This is a genomic window from Rhizobium sp. AN80A (assembly GCF_030053015.1).
GTDB classification, from domain to species: domain Bacteria; phylum Pseudomonadota; class Alphaproteobacteria; order Rhizobiales; family Rhizobiaceae; genus Rhizobium; species Rhizobium metallidurans.
In genome coordinates this window covers 768,006-786,033 of record NZ_JASJPX010000001.1, presented here as the reverse complement: position 1 = coordinate 786,033, position 18,028 = coordinate 768,006, and the positions used below count along the sequence as shown (strand labels likewise).

The following is an 18,028-nucleotide window of genomic DNA, read 5'->3' as shown; positions in this document are numbered from 1 at the left end:
CGACGAAGTTTATCGAGCCAATGGAGGCAACCATGGCATTGCGATTGAAGTTGATGCGTTTGCTGGTTGGCGTGGTGCTGCCCTTGACGTTCGCAAGTTCGTCCGTGGCGCAGACCGCCCTATCGGAGTTCATCGGTACGGCATCGCCGCCGTCCTTCGACACGCCGGAACTGGCGCTCGACCGGTTGAAGGCGGTGCTTGCATCGAACGACGTGGACGGGCTTGCGGGGCTGCTCGGCCTGAAGGCCGACAAGCTCAGGGGAAACAATGCGGCAATGATCAGCTACGGGCTGATCCGCGAAGGCGCGTCACGGCTGATGAGGCTGGAGGACCTTGATGGCCGCAAGATCGTCGCCATCGGAGACAGGCTCTGGCCGCTGCCGTTTCCGCTCACGAAGGGTGCCAATGACAAATGGTCGTTTGACACCCGCACCGGACTGGAGGAGATCGTCAATCGACGCATCGGCGAGAACGAGCTCGCGACGATCGAGACCATCCATAATTTCGTCATCGCCCAGCACATCTATGCCTCTGAGGATCGGACCGGCTCGGGCATATACGAGTATGCGCAGAAGCTGATCAGCGCTCCCGGCAAGCGCGACGGTCTGTACTGGCAGGCAAGCCCTGGCGAGGAAGACAGCCCGGCCGGCCCTCTGGTCGAGACCGCCGCCTTCGGCAAGGCCAAGCGCGGTGACGGCTATTTCGGGTACCGCTATCGGATATTGACCGCGCAGGGCGATAACGTGCTGGGCGGCAAGCAGAGCTATATCGTCAACGGCCATATGACGGCCGGGTTCGCGGTGATCGCGTGGCCGGTCAAATACCGGGTGACGGGTGTCCAGACATTCATCGCCAACGGCACGAGCGTGATCTACCAGCGCGATCTCGGGCCGGAGACGGAGAAGAAGGCGGCCGCGATCAAGACGTTCAATCCCGATGAAAACTGGTCTGTCGTTTCCGAATAGACCGGAACGGGTTCGGGTGGCGGTTGTCCGAAGCAACCGCCACCCGTGAAGTCGATCAGCCGAAATCGAGAAGCCCGACGGGGCGCTATTTTACCGGGGGCTCCCAGGTCAGGAACAGGCCGACATCGCCGGGGATGCCCTCGGGGAAGTTGATGATCATGGCCTTCAGACCATAGCCTTGTGGTTTGGCCAGTTGCTCGAACATGTCGAGAAGTTCCTTCGCCTTGCCCTGAAGCGTCTTCTGCCATCCGGGCAGGTTGTTGTTGATGGCGCGGCCGCCATCGTCGCAGAAGCTCGAGGGGAAGCTGTAGATCATCGCTTCGTATTTTCCGTCCGCCGCGGCCTTCATGACGAGGCGCTTGATCATAGCGCGTTCTTTCTCGTCGATATGCTTGCGAAAGAAATCCTCGACGAACTCGGCGTGCTTTTCAGCCTCCCGCGCCTTGATCCTCTCGTCGCGCTCCATCTCGGCGATCTGGAGCTCAAGGGCGCGTTTGCGCAGTTCTTCGGCGCTGGCCATGGAATGGGGTGCGGATGTCTGCGTCGATGTCATCTCTACGTCCTCCAAGTTCATCCTCAAGGGATGATAGGGCCTATGGAGAAGCGAAGGCAGTATGATACGCGGGGGTGGCTGTAAGATACGGTATGTTACGGCTTTGGCCCGGATCGCCCCGGAAAACAACGAAAACACCGGCTGCGGCGACCGATACCGCCCCGCTTCCAGCGGCCTGCCGCCTGCGCTTGCCGACCGACGAAACGAATGTGCGTTACGGTAATATACGCTCCATTCGCGCGACATCATGCGATCGTCCCGCCCGTCGATCTAACCAGCCGGGGACGGACAGGATGAAAAAGATAAGACGAGGGATTTTGATAACGGTCGTTGCGTGTCTCTCCATGGGTCTTGCCGGGGAAACATCCGCGCAGACGATGAGCTACGCGGATGCGGTGACGAAACTCGCAAGCGATTGCGGCGCCGACATCCAGAAGCTGTGCAAGGGGCTGAACCTTGGGAATGGACGCATTGCCGACTGCCTGCAGCAGAACGCGGCGCAGGTCTCGCCGAGCTGCAAGGCTTCGCTGAGCACCGTCTTCCAATCGATCACCCAGCGCGAGCAGGCGCAGACGGCCTATGAGCGTGTCTGCCAGCGCGACATGTCGAAGAGTTGCTCCGGCATCAAGGGCGACGGGTTCGTGCTCGCCTGCCTGATCAAGAAGCAACCGCGTGTCAGCGACGAATGCAATCAGGCGATCACCAACGCGGGCTGGAGATGAGACGATGAAGCGGTTTCTTTCGAGAGCAGTCATTTTCGCCGCGGCGGCAATCCTTTCTCCCGCCCTTGCGTCGGCGCAGGAGGTGTCGCAGGAGCGCATCATCAACGGGCTCGGCAAACTGACATCCGCCGCCCCGACTATCGATCTTGAAATCCTGCGGCAGGAGGCGATCAGCGGTGGCGACAAGCCGATGTCGGCGCTGCCGAACTGGAAACGGATCGCCAAGCTGCCGCAGATGGTCGTCGAGATCAATTTCGAGAACGATTCCGTCGCGATTCTGCCGAGCTCCTACCGCACGCTCGGGCTGCTCGCCGATGCGCTGCACCATCCGAACCTCTGGGACTACAAGTTCCTCGTCGTCGGGCATGCAAGCTCGACCGGCGATGACAAGTACAATCTCGACCTCAGCGAAAAAAGGGCGGCCGCCATCAAGGAGGCCCTGTCCACGACCTTCGCGGTCGATCCGCAGCGGCTTTACGCGGTCGGCGTCGGCGAATACATGCCGATCCCAGGGACAGATAGCACGGGATCGAACAACCGGCGCGTACAGCTCATCAATCTCGGGGTCTTCAAGAAGAAGTCCTGAGCGAGCCGGGCAGGGCAGGGGACGTCCCGTGTTTCGCTCGTTATCCCATGGCCATGTTCAAGCCGTCCCGCCGACAGGCAGCGGGACGGCTCGCGCCCCGCGTTCATGAAGCCGTTCGTCGATGCGATTGGTACGAACTGCGAGACCCATTCCCGGCCTGCTGCTATCTTGGCTGTTGCGCGCACCCCTTGCCGATGGTCACGGAACCGGTAGCGCTAACAAAAACTTAACAGGAATAAAACTAGATCGCCGTCTGCTGCGTATAGCTTGCCAAAATGGCATGAAATGACGTGGAGCAGCAGTTGCGTCTTTTAATAATGGTGCTTGGTATACTGGCAATACTCGCCTGGATTGTGACTTTCTATCTCACTTCAGCCTATTATTAGCATTGGTTGAGCAGTCGCTGGTTCCAGCCGCACTAAATTTCGAAAGTGGGTCTAGCCTGCCGCTCAAGCAACAGGCTAGACGCTTTAAACGCCCAATCAGAGGACAGAGACGTTCTCAGCCTTCGACTTGCCGGTCTTGCGATCCTGGCCGAGTTCGAAGCTGACCTTGTCACCTTCGCGGAGCGAGGCGCCGCGCGGGAGCGCGGTGATATGAACGAAAACGTCGGTTCCGCCGTTTTCTGGCGTGATGAAACCGAAGCCCTTGTCCTCGTTGAAGAATTTAACAGTACCCTCAGGCATGGATATTCCCTTTTAAGTGTTTTGCTTGCAATGGCGACGCGAACCTATAGTGCTGCGGCGCGTCCATCAACTAGAAGCATGCGTCGAAGCCGCTTCATTTGTATGAAATTCGGATTTTTGCCGGTGCGAGGCCCGATTTGGCGTCTCTTCAAGCGCCGTAGCGCCAAAATCGACAAAGTCCCGTTGCACCTTGCGCGGCGTGTCCTCTGGAAAAGAAAGCGACGATGACCATTCCAGCTGATTTCGATTGCCAGACCTGCGGCGCCTGCTGTTCGTACTCATCGAGCTGGCCAAGGTTCTCGACCGAAACGGATGCCGAGCTCGACCGCCTGCCCGCCCGCTTCGTCGCGGATGACCAGGCGGGCATGCGCTGCCATGATAACCGCTGCTCGGCGCTGGACGGCACGGTTGGTTCCGGCACTTCCTGCCTGGTCTACGAGATCAGGCCGCAAGTGTGCCGCGACTGCCTTCCCGGTGACGGCGAATGCCTCGAGGCGCGCGCCGCCTATGGTTTCGTCTAGCCCGCTCTTCTATCCAGATACCGCCGCATCGCATCGAAGGAAAAAGCGCCGATCGGAAGCTCGCTTCCGCCATCAAGGGCGAGATCGGCGAGGATTTCCCCGACCACGCTGGTAAACTTGAAGCCGTGTCCCGAGCAGGGCGAGGCGATGACGACGTTGGCGCTCGATGGGGCGATGTCGAGCAGGAAATCCTCGCTGGGAAGCATCGTGTAGCGGCATGTCGTGGCATTGGCCCGCACGCCGGCCGCAGCCGGCAGGCGCTTGCCGATGAAGCCGTCCAGCAATGCGGTGTCTTTATCGTTGACCGGCGGGTTCGGCTGGTTGGGGTCGATCGGCTCGCGGAAATGCGCATGTCGGCCGACCTTGACGCCGTCGACACCGATGGCCGGGAAGCCGAAATAGGAGCCCTCGTCACCCTCGTCGCGCAGGAAGCACGGCATGCGGCCGGGTTGCGTGACGAAGCCGTCTTTGGGCTGGTACCAGGCGACGACCTGACGGATGGGAACGGCATGGCCCCGCAATTCCGGCAGGAGTTCGGCAATCCATGAACCCGTGGCGACGATCACCCTGCGAGAGCGGTACGTTCCCTCGGCGGAGCGGATGGTGACGCCTGCGTCGTCGTGGTCGATCGCTGTGACGCGTTCGCCGAAATGGAGCACGGCGCCATCTTCGGCCGCGAGCTTCAAATAGCCCGAAACCGCCGTTTCCGGCCGCAGATAGCCGCCTTGCGGGTCGAGTACGGCGATATCGTCCCGGTCGAGCTGGAACACGGGAAAGCGGCGGGCCGTCTCGTCGCGATCGAGCACCTCGTGCGCCAGTCCATGCATGGCGCAGGACGCCCGTGTTCCGCTGACGATCTTGCTGTCGGGAGCTCCGATCTGCAAGACGCCCGTTATCTCGAGCACGTTCGCCCGCAGCCTGGCTTCGAGCGCGCGCCAGTTCCGATAGGCGCGTTGCAGCAGCGGCACATAGGAGGGGTCTTCGAAGTAGCCGAGCCGGATCAATCGGCTGTCGCCATGCGACGAGCCAAGGGTATGGGCGGGATGATAGGCATCGATGCCTATCACCTTCACTCCTCGGGCGGCGAGGAAAGCCAAGGCGGCGCTCCCCATTGCTCCAAGGCCGACAACGGCGACGTCATATTGAGCAGTCATGGCTTTTCCTTCAGGCGATGGGAGGCGGCGTGTGCCTGATCAGCGCCCGCGCGTGCTCCATATCGAGCGATAGCGGTCTGTCGTCGGCGTAGTGGGGGACGACGCTGCGAACGGCGACGTGGAGCCTGTCGGTGCCGACCGCGCGTCGCGCCGTTGACGACAGAAAATCGTGCGCCTGGGCCGCCGCCATCAATTCGATGGCAAGTATGTATTCGGCGTTGTCGATGATCGAGAGAAGCTTGTTTGCGGCCGCCGTCGGATGGGCCAGGAAATCTTCCTGCAAGGCCGATGTCAGTCCGCCATCCAGCGACGCCGGGGCGGCAAGCCGCCGGTTTTCGTTGCTCAAGGCGGCGGCCGTGTACTGGGCGATCATGAAGCCGGAATTGCTTCCGGCATCGCTTGCCAGAAACGCCGGCAGGCCGCTGACAAGCGGATTGACGAGACGGTCCATGCGGCGCTCGCTCATGGCGGCGATCTGCGCAAGCGCGATGCCAAGGCTGTCGGTCGCCTGGCCGAGCGCTGGCGCAACGGCATGCGCTTCCGATGAGACGATAGGCGCATCGGGTGTGCCGGATACCGCGGGGTTGTCGGTGACGGAAGCGAGTTCGCGGTCGACCACGGCACAAACCATGTCGAATACATCGCGCGCGGCCCCATGCGCATGCGGGACCGATCTCAGGCTCAGCGCATCCTGCGTACGCTTGCCGCGCGCGGCCTCGATCAGGCCGCTGCCCGCGAGATAGCGGCGTAGCCGTGCGCCCACGTCCTGGATACCCTTCGAATGTCGCAGCGCCAGGACCTCCGCGTCGAAGGCTGCCATCTGGCCGCCGACGGCCTCAAGCGTGAGGGCGGCGATGGCGTCGGCCCAATCGAGCAATCGCTCCGCCCGCGCCAGCGCCACGCTGGAAAGGCCGGTCGCGCAGGCGGTGCCGTTGACGAGGCTCAATCCTTCCTTGGCGCCGAGCACCAGTGGCGCGAGATCGAGCGCTGCAAGCGCGTCGCGGCCGGACATGGATTTCCCGGCAACATGCGCACTCCCCTCGCCAAGCAGCACGAGCGCCGTATGGGCGTTGTGCGTGAGATAGCCGGCCGAGCCCTTGGAGGGCACATCGGGAATGCAGTCGCGTTTCAGGAATGCCAGGAGATAGCGAAGAATATCGGGCCGCACGCCGGAGTGACCGTGGCCGAAATTGGCGATCTGGGCGGCGATGATGGCACGCACCTCGCGTGGTGCGAGCCTGTCTCCGACCCCGCAGGCATGGCTGAGGACGATGTTGCGGGACAAACGGCTTTGCGACTGGCGATCGACCACCGTATCGGAAAGCGCGCCGACGCCGGTGTTGACGCCATACGCCCGGACACCGGTCTCGACGATCCGCTCGACGATGCGGCTGGCGTTTTCCACGCGCTGCCAGGCGGCTTGCGAGAGCGCCAGCGTGTCTCCCCCGGCGACGCGGGCAATATCCCGCCAGCCAAGGACGTTATTGAGGACGACTGTCATTGCCCGGTTCCGAAGTGACCGATGAACTGGCGGAACGCCGGTGAGCCGCCACCGCCGAACATTTCGTCGGGCGTGCCGCTGCTGTCGACAACGCCTTCGCGCATGAAGACGACCCGGTTCGAGACGTTGCGGGCAAAGCTCATTTCGTGGGTTACGACCAGCATGGTCATGCCTTCTTCGGCAAGCGCGCGCATGACGCGCAGCACCTCGCCGACGAGTTCGGGATCGAGCGCCGACGTCGGTTCGTCGAACAGCATCACCTTCGGCTTCATGGCGAGCGCGCGGGCGATCGCGGCGCGCTGCTGCTGGCCGCCCGAAAGATGGGCCGGATAGGCGTGGCGCTTGTCGGCGATGCCGACTTTCTCCAGCAAGGCTTCGGCCTCCGCGATGCATTCCAAGCGCGGGCGCTTCAACACATGCACCGGGCCCTCGATGATGTTCTGCAGGATCGTCATGTGAGACCAGAGATTGAAGGACTGGAACACCATGCCGAGTTCGGAGCGGATGTGGTCGACCTGCTTCTGGCTCGCCGGTCGGCTCTTGCCGCCCTTGTGGATCATCCTGATCTGTTCTCCGTCGACCCAGATTTCGCCGTCGGTCGCGGTTTCCAGCAGGTTGATACAGCGCAGAAAGGTCGATTTGCCGGAGCCGGAAGCGCCGAGCAGCGAGATGACATCGCCATCCTGTGCATCCAGCGAGATGCCGCGCAGGACTTCATGGATGCCGAAGCTCTTGCGGATATTGCGGACCGAAAGTCGGGTTACGCCGGGCATGGGTGCTCCATCGGTTTGGTTCTGCTCTTATGCCTTCAACGCGGGCGGCGCGGCGCGGCGATGTCGCGAAAGCGAGTATTCAAGCAGGGCCATGGCCTGCAGGATTATGAAGTTCAAAACGAGATAGATGATGGCCGCGCAAAGGAAGACTTCCATCGTGCGATAGGTCTGCGAGATCAACCTTTGCGCGACGCCGGTTACCTCCCAGACGGTGACGAGGCTTGCGAGCGCCGTCGATTTCATCATCAGCACGACTTCGGTGGAATAGGCAGGCAAGGCGTGACGGAACGCGATCGGCGCCAGAATGCGGCGCACGAGCAGGAAGCCCGACATCCCGATTGAGCGCGCCGCTTCGATTTCGCGCGGCGAGACGGCGCGAATGCCGCCTCGGAAGATCTCGGCCGAATAGCCGGCCGTGCACAGTGCCAGCGAAAGCACGGCGCAGATGAAGGGCTCGCGCAGGAAGGGCCACAGGAACGAATAGCGGATGAAGCCGAACTGGCCGAGACCGTAGAAGACCAGGAACATCTGGATCAGCAAGGGCGATCCACGAAACACGAAGATGTAGCCCTTGGCAAAGGCGGAGAGGACTGGGTTGCCGCTGACGCGCATCCACACGATCAACAGCGCAAGCAGGCAACCCGAGACCACCGATACCGAAAACAGCGCCAGCGTGGTGGGGACGGCCTTTAGCAGCGTCAGCATGGTCTGGGTGAGAAAGGCGATATCCATGGGCTTGTCCTTATGCCTTTCCCATCGCCGCCGTCGGCATGCTGCGGTTGGCGCGTCGCTCGGCGCCGTTGAAGACGCGGTCGGACAGGCTCGTCAGGATCAGATAGAGAATGCCGCCGACGATGAAGAAGAGGAAATACTGCCGCGTCGAGCCCGCCGCCACCTGGCTGGTGCGCATCAGTTCGGCAAGGCCGGTCACGGAGATCAGGGCCGAATCCTTCAGGCTCAGCTGCCAGACATTGCCGATGCCGGGGATCGCGAAGCGAAAGACCTGGGGCATGATAATGCGACGGAAGCGCAGGGCGCGATGCATGCCGATCGCCGACGCCGCCTCGAGTTCGCCCTTGGAAATCGCCTGGAAGGCGCCACGAAAGACTTCGGCCTGATAGGCGCCGGAGATGATGCCGACAGCCAGCGCGCCGGCGATGAAGGACGGCATGCCAAGGAAGCCCTCGTAACCCATCGCCTTGCCGATCGCGGTCACGGCCGAAGAACCGCCGAAATAGATCAGGTAGATGATCAGAAGCTCGGGCACGCCGCGAAAGACGGTCGTGTAGATATTGCCGAGCGTGGCGAGCGCCAGATTGCCGGATAGCTTCGCGGCCGCGACGATCGCGCCGATCACGGCGCCGATCGCGAGCGCTGTCGCCGTTACGCACAGCGTGATGAAGGCGGCAAAAAGCAGAAGCGCGCCCCATCCGCCGGAGCCGAATCCAATCAGTGACAGTGATGCCATGGCGCGTTCCCCGCGTGCGTCGCTCGATCGACGTTGTCAGACATGCGGTCCCCGGCGCGAGCGCCGGAGACCGGGCCGTGTTCGCCTCAGGCCTTACTGCTGCGGGCTGACGTCGACCTTGAACCACTTCATCGACAGGTTCTTCACGGTGCCATCGGCAAGCGCCGACTTGATCGCTTCGCTGAACTTGTCGCGCAGGTCGGTATCGGCCTTGCGGATGCCGAGCCCTTCGCCTTCGCCCCAGATCGGCCCGATGATCTCCGGACCGGTAAAGGCGAGCGCGCCGCCCGCGGTTTCGAAGGCGCTGTTGAAATAGACGGCGTCATCGAAGCCGAGATCGATACGGCCGTTCTGCAGATCGAGGTCGCGATCGGCGCCCGTCTTGTACTCGCGAATCTGGGCGATCTCGCCGAAATTGTCGTAGACAAACTTGGCATAGACGGTGGCGGCCTGGATGCCGATCGTCTTGCCCTTGAAGGCTTCCTTCAGCGCGTCGATTTCCTTCACGCCGGTCTGGCCGGGCGTCATCTTGATGATTGCGCCGGTGCCGGCGGCATTGGCGAGCGGGCTGTCCTTGGCGGTGGCGAAAGCGGCCGGCGTCGCGGCGTAAGGCACCGTGAAGTCGATGATCTGCTTGCGCTCCTCGGTGATCGAGAGTGCGTCCATGATGACATCGAACTTGCCGGCGTTGAGCGCCGGGATCATGCCATCCCAGTCCGAGGCGACGAGCGTGCATTCGATCTTGGCGCGTTCGCACAGGACCTTCGCCAGTTCGGGTTCGAAGCCGCCGAGCGTGCCGTCGGCATTCGTCATGTTCCACGGCGCATAGGCGCCTTCGAGCGTGATGGTGGCGGTCTTCCAGTCCTTGGCGGAAACGGGAGCGACAAGCGCCGAAAGCGCGACGGCGCTGGAAAGAAGAATGGCTGCGAGTTTCATAGAGATCTCCTCTGAAGTTGTTGGTGGCCCTGCGGCTGCGTAATGCCGATCTGCGCCGGCTTGCCTGTCGTCCTTCGAAGAGAAGTTGATCAGGTAGTTGTATAGGGTACCATATGAGATAATTTATGATATGCAAGAGGAAAGTCGATTGAATGGGCGGATTTCATTCGTGCAAAAGGAATAGGCAATGAAGCATTCCAGCGAGATGAAGCGTGAACTGGCGCAGAACGATAGCGCCCCGCTCTATGTCGGTGTCAAGCAGATGATCCTCGACCGTATCCAGAGCGGCGAATGGCCGCCGAAATTCCGCGTTCCCTCCGAAAACGAATTGGTCACCGAGCTCGGCGTCAGTAAGATGACGGCGAACAGGGCGCTGCGCGAATTGGCGGCGGAAGGGGAGCTTGTTCGCATCCAGGGCGTGGGCTCGTTCGTGGCGGAGCGCAAGGGCTATTCACCGCTGTTCGAAGTCAGGAACATCGCCGAGGAAATCGCCGAGCGCGGGCATTCGCATGAGGCATCGGTCATTGTTATCGCTGAAGAACCGGCCTCTCCGGAGACCGCGGACGCGCTCGATCTGGACATCGGCGCGCCGGTCTTTCATTCCTTGATCGTTCACAGCGAGAACGGTGTCCCGGTTCAGATCGAGGATCGCTTCGTCAATCCGGCCACTGCGCCGGATTATCTCAAGCAGGACTTCTCATCGCAGACGCCGAACGCCTATCTGGTGGAGGCGGCGCCGCTCAGCGGTTCCGAGCATGTGGTCGAGGCTGCCATGCCGCAGGCCTGGGAGTGCAAGCTGCTGACGATCCTGAGAAGCGAGCCTTGCCTGACCATTCGGCGCCGGACATGGTCGGGCCGGCAGGTCGTCTCGACGGCCCGGCTCGTCTATCCCGCGCACCGCTATCGCCTGGAGGCGAGAAGCGGCAAGGTTTTTGAAGAGCAATAGCTTATGTTGTATATGGTACTTAGGGTATAGGCGCGATGTTACCAAGCGTCACGCGCTGCGAGCCGGACCGGTCGAGGACGCGGTCAGTGACTTTGCTCGGTGGGAATCAGGCCGATCCGTACGGTTTCGACGAAGGGGAAAGAGCTTTGGGATTTGCCGTATCGGCGCCATGCTCGCCGGCAATCCACCTGACCACGTTGGGTCGAGCTGCGCGAACCGGCGCTTCCTGGCTTGCAGGCAGCGCCGGACATATGCGCGTGAAAGATGGCGCCATCCGCTGGCGCCGTCCTTATGCTTAGAAGCTTACGTTGAGACCGGCCTTGAGCGTGTGGTCGCGGACGTTGCCCGTCGTGCCGACGCCGTTGGAGTAGGTGCGCACGCTGTTGGTGATCACGTAGTTGTATTCGACGCGGGCCGAAACGTTGGACGTCAGTTTCTGCTCGACGCCGGCGCCGAGGATATAGCCTGGCTTCCAGCCATCAGGACCGGCAACATTGCCATTGTCGCGGAAGTTGGTCATTGCCAGGCCGGCCGTTCCGTAAATCAGCGTCTGGTCGATCGGCGCGCCGACCTTGCCCTTGGCGCTCAGGCGGTGACGCTCCTTGATCCGGCCGCCTTCCACCTTGACCCGGCTGTCGCCGAGATAGGAGGCTTCGACTTCGCCACCAACGACCGCGCCGCCAACGGTGGTGTTGTAGCCTGCCTGTGCGCCGACGCTCAGGCCCTTGTTGCCGGAAAACGGGTTGAGGTTCGGCGAGGACATGCCGCCGCTAGCACCGACATAGGCGCCGTCCCATCCGCCCGCGGACGGCTGGTCGTAGGAACCCAAATCGGCGGCGAGAACCGGCGTGGCAAGAAGGCTGATGGCAAGGGCTGCCGCAAAGGGATTGATACTCATGATTACGCTATACTCCATACGCATTGCTACGCACCTTGTCGCGCGTGAGCGTTTACTCGTTAAACCACGTCATTTGGATGCAATGCGCCCGGAATTTCGCCCCGGAACGTAGCATTGCCACGATCGTCCATCTCTAATTTTCACGATTTCATAAATAGTTTCTTAACTTGCTGACCAATCTCGCAGATGTGAACGGCTCTGTATTTCCGGCGTTCGATGGCTGAGGCAAGCGGTACTGTGGACGGATTCTTCTGCGCCGCAGCATGAATTCTCGGTCCGGCGATTGCCAATTGCAATGTATTGCAGCATGGTGAGTATGAGCTTTAACTTATGATCCAGCCGCGAAGGTGATGGATTTGATGAGTGATGCATCGAAAGGACCGGTAAAAGTGCCGTTGCGGAACAATATCCGCAGATATACCCGGTCGGTATTCTTGTTTCTCTTGCCGTGCCTCGCGGGCACGGCGCTGTTTCTTGGCGATCCACAGCGGTTTGAGAGCGTCGCTCGCTATTTCGGAGTTCAAATATCCGAAAATTCACCGCCTCGGCCCGTGTTGGTCGAGCCTGCCGCCGTGTCCACGCCGGCGCCGCCGCGATCGACAGATATCCCCGTTCGCCTCATCGAAGCTCCGGAGCCAGAGGTTGCAGGCCAGTTCCTGCGCATGTGGCGCGTGTCCGGGCCGGTGATCTGCAAGGCGCTTCGTGACGCCGGTATCGAGACAAGCGAGTGGCGCGCGCCGTCGATGCGCAGCACCAGTCGCGAATGCTATTTCCAGCGCATATACAGAAGGAACGACGTTCGTCCGCTGAGTTCGGTTTTCCTGCGGGTCAAGGGTAGCGCAAGCGGCGACATTGTCGATATCAGAGGAAAACTTGTCGGCCCGCCGATGGACGCGGAAGGACGGCTGGATGCCGGCCATATGAAGATATTCGAAACCTTGGTGCGGCAGGCGGGATGGAGTGACTTTCAGGATGCGCTCGCACCCATTCGAAGTCTTCGCGACTTCGAGAACGAGCGGTTCGGTGCCTATTTCAGTTTCAAGCGGGATGCCGCGAGCGCGGATAGCTACAATTTCATGCTTGTGGTCGCTGCCGGCTCGGGACCGCAGACGCGAACCAAGGCGTACTTCTCGGCAGAGCGTTGGGTCGAGGCGCCCGATCCCCGGATCACGGAACTCTCCGTGCCGATAAGCCAACTGGCGTCGAAACAGGGTGCGTATCGGCAACAAGGCGTGGCGTCCCGTTGACCGGGTGCGGTCACCGGCTCCAAGCGCCGCAGATCGCCCGCATCATCCGCACGATCGCCTGGTCGAGGGCCGGGTCGACCGGCAAGCGCTGCGAAGACAGCTTGACGATCACGGTTTCGCTTTCAGGGTGAATCCAAATCCACTGGCCATGAATACCGATCGCCGCCAGTTCTCCGGCGCCCGTCTCATACCAGTAATTGCGATAGCTGCCCTCCGGAAACAGATCCAGCTGATCTCCATCCTTCCATGCCTCACGGCGCTTGCGCGACCAGAGGTCGGCGATGAAATCCGCTGAAATGATCCCGGCGCCGCGCCTGCGAACGAGGTCGCCCGTCAGGGCCAGATCCCGCGCGGTGGCCGAAATGCCGCCCGCCGCGCGTGCTGTGCCGATACGGTCAACGGTGACGAAGGCGTCCGTCGCGGCACCGACGACCTTCCAGAGATGCTCGCTGAGAAGCGATGCAAACCGCGTTCCCGCGGCCCGTTCGAGAACGATGCCGGCAAGGTCGGTGTTGGGCGAGCGATAGGCGTGCCTCTCGCCGTGTTGTCCGGCACCCTTGCCGATGCCGCAGATAAAGCGCTTCAGATCAGGCGCGGGATCGCCGGGCTTTTCGGGGTTCCAGCCGGTGGCGCGACGATAGCGCTCGAAGCCGCCGGATGTATCGAGATAACTCTCCACGAAATCGACGCTGATCTCCATGTCGAAAAGCTGCTGCACCGTTGCATCCGCATAAGCGGAACCGATGACTTCGGGCACATACACGCCGATCGGCTTCTCAAAGGAGAGCAGGCCCTTGTCCGCCAGAATTCCGGCGAGCAGTCCGGTCAGGGATTTGGAGACGGAGAATATGATATGTGGACACGTTGGATCGGAATGCGGCGCCGACCAGTCGGCGATGACGCTACCGTTTCTCATGACCACGAGTTCATCTGTTTCGCTCTCGGCCAGAAATTCCCGTAGCGATGAAGGCGCATCCGTCACACCCGCGAACGAAATGCCTGATAGCGCGTCGAAGCCGATTGGCCCGGCGTGTTCTGCGCCGCGCGCACACGGTATCGTCGCCGAGGGAACGATCTCGCTGACATGCTCGAACGACCAGCGGCTGTGGGGGGCGGTGCGCCAGTTGGCGAGCGTCACATCCGCGCGATCGAAGGTGGTCACGGGCTTATCCTCAGGCATTCGATTTTCATCCCAATCGGCAATCAGGCGCCTTCGAAACCGGTGAGCACGCTCACCACGTTGACGCCGATCTCCTCGACGGCATAGCCGCCTTCCATGACGAAGAGGGTCGGAAGCCCGAGCTTTGCGATCCGCTCGCCGATCTTCGGGAAATCCTCGGTTCTGAGCTTGAACCTGCTGATCGGATCCTTCTCGAACGTATCGACGCCAAGCGAAACGACCACCACGTCTGGGGCGTAGGAAAGCAGTCTGCCGCAGGCGTCCTCCATCGACTGGCTCCACCTCGTCCAGTCGGTACCGAAGCGCATCGGGTAGTTGAGGTTGAATCCCTCGCCGGCGCCCACTCCCCGTTCGTCGGCATGGCCCAGAAAATAGGGGTACTCCTGCATCGGATCGGCATGCAGGTTGATGACCTGGACATCGTCGCGCGCGTAGAAGATCTCCTGCGTGCCGTTGCCGTGGTGATAGTCCACGTCGAGGATCGATACCCGCTTGGCGCCCTTGTCGCGCAGCCATTGCGCGGCCACCGCGGCATTGTTGATGTAGCAATAACCACCCATGAATCCGGCGCCGGCATGGTGGCCGGGCGGGCGGCAGAGCGCGAAAGCGGCGCGTTCTCCTGATTGCACCAGGCCGGCTGCTGTCAGCGCTACGTCGTAGGAGGACTTGATCGCGTCCCAGGAACCCTGGACGATGCCGCAGCCGGCATCGAACGAGTAGTAGCCGAGCAGGCCATCGATGAATTCGGGTCGCACATCGCCGCGCAGGCCGCGTGTCGGCCAGGTAAACGGCAGCGCGGTTCCAGAGCGTCCCTCCGCCGTCCAGCGGTCCCAGATCGTCGGCAGGAAGTCGAGGTAATCCTTGCGGTGAACCCGCGCCGCCGTCGTCAGGTCATGCTCCACGGGCTCGATGATCCTACCGAGCTTGGTCGCCGTGACGCGGGCGGCGATATACTCCGCCCGCGACGTCAGCTCGAAACCGGGAACAATAGCGCCCGCCACCAGCTCAAGCTGGTCGGCATGCCCGCGATGACGGGGAGAAAAGACGGTCTTCATGCAAATATCCGTTGTCTGGAAAGGATTGCACCCCGCGCGATCACGGGCGGGGTGCGCGACCGGGCCTATTTCTGCAATTCGGTCCAGATCTTCGTGTAGAGCGCCTGAACTTCAGGCGGGCAGGTCTGGGAAGGCACGCCGACTGGCGCGAATTCCGCCGGAATAGTGATCTCCGGCGCGTCCTTCATGTCCGCCGGCATGAACTTGTCGGAGCCGGCGATGCCGTTCGCGTAGCGGTGGAAACCGGAGTTCATACCCGCGTTCTCCGGGTCCATCATGAAGTTCTGGAACAGCTTGGCGTTCTCGACGTTCTTCGCGTCCTTGAGGACGGCGAGGTTGTCGCTCCAGTTGACGAAGCCTTCCTTGGGGTACCCGAACTTGATCGCGGGGTTCTTGAGGCGCTGGCGGAAGGCCGAACCGTTCCAGTCGCTGGACGCGGCGAAGTCGCCCGAGCCCATCTTCTCGATGGTGCCGTATTCCATGGCGACCCAGTCTGGCTTGGCCTTCAACAGCGTGTCGCGCACTTTCTTGAGCACGGCAAGGTCGCCTGTGCACTTCTTGCCGCCGTTATAAAGCACCGCCGCGTCGATGACGTCGATCATTTCGGGGACGACGTTGACCTTGCCCTTCAGCTCCGACGGCGTGTCGAAGATGATGCCCCAGGTGTTGATGTCACCCTTGTAGACGTCGGTATTCACCACGGTGCCAACGATGCCCATCGCCCAAGGAACGGTATATTTGCGGCCGGGGTCGAAGTCGGGATTGGCCCACTCCTTGGCCACGTTCTTGAAATTTTCCATCTTGTCCGGATCGGTCTGGAGCAGCAGGCCCTCGGAAATCCAGATCGGAATGTAGTTCTGCGAGGGTACGACCATGTCGAAGCCGGAGCCGCCCTGGCGAACCTTGGCGAGCGCCGTGTCGTTGGAATCGTAGTCGGTGATCGTCACCTTGACCTTGTATTTGTCCTCGAACTTCTTGATCATCTCAGGGCTGGTGTAGTTGCCCCAGTTGTAGATGTTGAGCTCACCCTCGGCGTGCGCGAGGCCCGCGGTACCAAGGAGTGCCGCCACCAGGGCGATTGTCGAAGTCATCCGTTTCATGCGCATGTTCCCTCTCTTGTTTTCAGGCACGTTTTCGATTGACGACAAAGAAGATGGAAACGACGAGGATCGACAGGCCGAGAAACAGCGTCGAGATCGCATTCATTTCAGGTGTGATGGAGCGGCGGATCTGTCCGAGCATATAGGTCGGAAGCGTGTCCTGGCCCGCGGACTTGACGAACTCCGTGATGACGACATCGTCGAGCGAGATGACGAAAGCGAGCATGAAACCGGCGAGAATGCCCGGCCACAGCAGCGGCAGGGTGACATGGCGGAACGCCTTCCATGGCGTGGCGTAGAGGTCGGCCGCCGCCTTCTCCAGCGTCAGGTCCATATTTTCGAGCCGCGCGCGGATCGGCAGATAGGCAAAGGGGATGCAGAAGGCCGTATGCGCGGCAATGAGGTAGCCGAGGCCGGAGTAGCCGGTCCAGATCTTGATGCGGGAGAAGAAGATCAGAAGCGCCACGGCCGTGACGATTTCGGGGATCATCAGCGGTTGGTTAATGAAGGCGTATTTGATCGTCAGGCCGCGATAGGGCGCGGTTCGCGTGGTCGCCAGCGCCGCCATCGTGGCTGCGATCGTCGAGACGACGGCGGCGATCGTCGCGATCTGCAGCGAGCGCAGCGAAGCATCGATCACCTGCCTGTTCTCGAAAGCCTTCTCGAACCAGCGCAACGACACGCCGTCGAACGAGGCGAGCGACTCGCCGGCGTTGAACGAATAAAAGACCAGCACTCCAATCGGCAGATAGAGCGCCGCGAAGCAGACCATGGCGATAGTGGTGAAGCCGCGTTGGCGCCTGACGGAAAAGGATCTAGCCATGCCGGTTCTCCTGCGCCCCGGCGTTGCGCACATAAAAGAGCAGGGCGATCATCACGATCATCATCAGCGTGATCGACAATGCCGATCCCAGCGGCCAGTTGCGCCCCTGCCCGAACTGCAGTTCGATCAGATTGCCGAGCATCAGGTTCTTGCCGCCGCCGAGGATGCTCGGCGTGACATAGGCGCCCAGCGCCGGGATGAAGACGAGGATGGAGCCTGCGATGATGCCCGGCTTGACCAACGGAATGATGACGCGGCGCAAGACCTTGGACGGCGTGGCGTAAAGATCATATGCCGCCTCGACCAGCCGGAAATCGATCTTCTCCATGCTGGCATAAAGCGGCAGGACCATCAAAGGCAGGTAGACATAGACCATGCCGGCGAGAATGGCACCGTCGGTAAAAAGCATCTGGATCGGCTTCGAGATCATCCCGAAGCGAAGCAGCAAACTGTTGATCAGCCCTTCGTTGCGAATGATCTCCAGGATCGCGAAGGTGCGGATCAAAAGATTGGTCCAGAAGGGGATCGTGATCAGGAGCAGCCAGAGCTCGCGCGTCGTCTCCCGGCGGGTGGCGATGAAATAGGCGGTCGGAAAGCCGATGGCGAGCGTCAGAAGCGTGGTGGCAAGCGACAGGGTGACCGAGCGGATGAAGATCGAGACATGGGCATCCGCCAGCGACAGCGAACCGTCGAAAATGTCCTGCTGCAGCGCGACGCTGATCCATCCTTCGATGGATGGCAACCAGACAACGTCGCCGTAAGGCCCTGGCGTCAGAAACGAATAGGCGACGACGATCAGAAGCGGGCCGCTCGCGGCGGCGAGGATGATCAGCAGGGCGGGTAGCGAAAGAAGCCAGCGTGTCCGGATATCCCGGCTCTTCTCCGCCTCAATCACGTCCGCCACATCGGTCATG

At 61.5% G+C, this 18,028-nt stretch carries 20 protein-coding genes; 6 read left to right on the top strand and 14 right to left on the bottom strand.

The genetic code is table 11. The features are described from left to right. The first annotated feature begins 32 nt into the window (after window positions 1-32). On the top strand, window positions 33-965 hold the full coding sequence (locus P3R82_RS03700; protein WP_283193045.1) for a DUF2950 domain-containing protein: 933 nt from the start codon (window positions 33-35) through the stop codon (window positions 963-965). A gap of 85 nt (window positions 966-1,050) precedes the next feature. On the opposite strand, the gene P3R82_RS03695 is transcribed toward P3R82_RS03700, so the two are convergent. Continuing rightward, entirely contained in the window at window positions 1,051-1,518 is a 468-nt protein-coding gene (locus tag P3R82_RS03695; RefSeq protein WP_183898350.1) for a hypothetical protein, read from the bottom strand. A gap of 344 nt (window positions 1,519-1,862) precedes the next feature. On the opposite strand from P3R82_RS03695, the gene P3R82_RS03690 reads away from it, so the two are divergent. Together P3R82_RS03690 and P3R82_RS03685 are read left to right on the top strand one after the other, a co-directional pair. Continuing rightward, complete coding sequence (locus P3R82_RS03690) at window positions 1,863-2,240, top strand: hypothetical protein (protein WP_183898349.1); 378 nt, start codon at window positions 1,863-1,865, stop codon at window positions 2,238-2,240. Between the two features lie 4 nt (window positions 2,241-2,244). Further along, window positions 2,245-2,826, top strand: coding sequence for an OmpA family protein (locus tag P3R82_RS03685; RefSeq protein ID WP_283193044.1), 582 nt, complete (start codon window positions 2,245-2,247; stop codon window positions 2,824-2,826). Window positions 2,827-3,308: 482 nt separating this feature from the next. On the opposite strand, the gene P3R82_RS03680 is transcribed toward P3R82_RS03685, so the two are convergent. Beyond that, a complete protein-coding gene (locus P3R82_RS03680) occupies window positions 3,309-3,512 on the bottom strand; it encodes a cold-shock protein (RefSeq protein ID WP_183898347.1) in 204 nt (67 codons plus the stop codon). 224 nt (window positions 3,513-3,736) lie between these two features. Between P3R82_RS03680 and P3R82_RS03675 the strand changes: the two genes are divergently transcribed. Further along, a complete protein-coding gene (locus P3R82_RS03675; RefSeq protein ID WP_283193043.1) occupies window positions 3,737-4,033 on the top strand; it encodes a YkgJ family cysteine cluster protein in 297 nt (98 codons plus the stop codon). Here the strand turns inward: P3R82_RS03675 and solA are convergent. The 6 genes from solA to P3R82_RS03645 form a co-directional block, all read right to left on the bottom strand. Continuing rightward, the gene (gene solA, locus P3R82_RS03670) at window positions 4,030-5,187 is read right to left on the bottom strand and encodes an N-methyl-L-tryptophan oxidase (protein WP_283193042.1); all 1,158 of its coding nucleotides are present in this window, start codon (window positions 5,185-5,187) and stop codon (window positions 4,030-4,032) included. The two genes, P3R82_RS03675 and solA, sit on opposite strands and share 4 nt — an antisense overlap. A gap of 10 nt (window positions 5,188-5,197) precedes the next feature. Beyond that, a complete protein-coding gene (gene hutH, locus P3R82_RS03665; protein ID WP_283193041.1) occupies window positions 5,198-6,688 on the bottom strand; it encodes a histidine ammonia-lyase in 1,491 nt (496 codons plus the stop codon). Continuing rightward, entirely contained in the window at window positions 6,685-7,461 is a 777-nt protein-coding gene (locus tag P3R82_RS03660) for an ATP-binding cassette domain-containing protein (protein ID WP_283193040.1), read from the bottom strand. The genes hutH and P3R82_RS03660 overlap by 4 nt, the downstream gene beginning before the upstream one ends. A 27-nt stretch (window positions 7,462-7,488) precedes the next feature. Then, window positions 7,489-8,193: an ABC transporter permease subunit gene (locus P3R82_RS03655; protein WP_183898343.1), complete on the bottom strand. Its 705-nt coding sequence runs from the start codon at window positions 8,191-8,193 to the stop codon at window positions 7,489-7,491. Window positions 8,194-8,203: 10 nt separating this feature from the next. Continuing rightward, the gene (locus P3R82_RS03650) at window positions 8,204-8,929 is read right to left on the bottom strand and encodes an ABC transporter permease subunit (protein ID WP_283193039.1); all 726 of its coding nucleotides are present in this window, start codon (window positions 8,927-8,929) and stop codon (window positions 8,204-8,206) included. A 93-nt stretch (window positions 8,930-9,022) separates the two neighbouring features. Further along, the gene (locus P3R82_RS03645; protein ID WP_283193038.1) at window positions 9,023-9,865 is read right to left on the bottom strand and encodes a transporter substrate-binding domain-containing protein; all 843 of its coding nucleotides are present in this window, start codon (window positions 9,863-9,865) and stop codon (window positions 9,023-9,025) included. A gap of 187 nt (window positions 9,866-10,052) precedes the next feature. Between P3R82_RS03645 and hutC the strand changes: the two genes are divergently transcribed. After that, window positions 10,053-10,811, top strand: coding sequence for a histidine utilization repressor (gene hutC, locus P3R82_RS03640; protein ID WP_283193037.1), 759 nt, complete (start codon window positions 10,053-10,055; stop codon window positions 10,809-10,811). A gap of 295 nt (window positions 10,812-11,106) precedes the next feature. Here hutC and P3R82_RS03635 read toward each other — a convergent pair whose 3' ends face one another. Continuing rightward, window positions 11,107-11,709, bottom strand: a complete 603-nt coding sequence (locus P3R82_RS03635; protein WP_283193036.1) for an outer membrane beta-barrel protein — start codon at window positions 11,707-11,709, stop codon at window positions 11,107-11,109. Between the two features lie 359 nt (window positions 11,710-12,068). Between P3R82_RS03635 and P3R82_RS03630 the strand changes: the two genes are divergently transcribed. Further along, window positions 12,069-12,956: a DUF6030 family protein gene (locus P3R82_RS03630; RefSeq protein ID WP_283193035.1), complete on the top strand. Its 888-nt coding sequence runs from the start codon at window positions 12,069-12,071 to the stop codon at window positions 12,954-12,956. Window positions 12,957-12,966: 10 nt separating this feature from the next. Here P3R82_RS03630 and P3R82_RS03625 read toward each other — a convergent pair whose 3' ends face one another. The 5 genes from P3R82_RS03625 to P3R82_RS03605 all read right to left on the bottom strand — a co-directional run bounded on the left by P3R82_RS03625 (window position 12,967) and on the right by P3R82_RS03605 (window position 18,027). Further along, a complete protein-coding gene (locus P3R82_RS03625; protein ID WP_283193034.1) occupies window positions 12,967-14,118 on the bottom strand; it encodes a serine hydrolase in 1,152 nt (383 codons plus the stop codon). A 41-nt stretch (window positions 14,119-14,159) separates the two neighbouring features. Then, the gene (locus P3R82_RS03620) at window positions 14,160-15,191 is read right to left on the bottom strand and encodes a histone deacetylase family protein (RefSeq protein ID WP_283193033.1); all 1,032 of its coding nucleotides are present in this window, start codon (window positions 15,189-15,191) and stop codon (window positions 14,160-14,162) included. A 65-nt stretch (window positions 15,192-15,256) separates the two neighbouring features. Then, window positions 15,257-16,291 (bottom strand): extracellular solute-binding protein, encoded by a 1,035-nt coding sequence (locus P3R82_RS03615; protein ID WP_283193032.1) that lies wholly within the window; start codon window positions 16,289-16,291, stop codon window positions 15,257-15,259. Between the two features lie 22 nt (window positions 16,292-16,313). Beyond that, window positions 16,314-17,114 (bottom strand): ABC transporter permease, encoded by an 801-nt coding sequence (locus tag P3R82_RS03610; protein ID WP_283193031.1) that lies wholly within the window; start codon window positions 17,112-17,114, stop codon window positions 16,314-16,316. Next, window positions 17,107-18,027 carry an ABC transporter permease gene (locus P3R82_RS03605; protein WP_283193030.1) on the bottom strand — a complete coding sequence of 307 codons (921 nt, stop codon included), beginning with the start codon at window positions 18,025-18,027 and terminating at the stop codon, window positions 17,107-17,109. Before P3R82_RS03605 ends, P3R82_RS03610 begins: the two co-directional genes overlap by 8 nt. Window position 18,028: the final 1 nt, after the last annotated feature.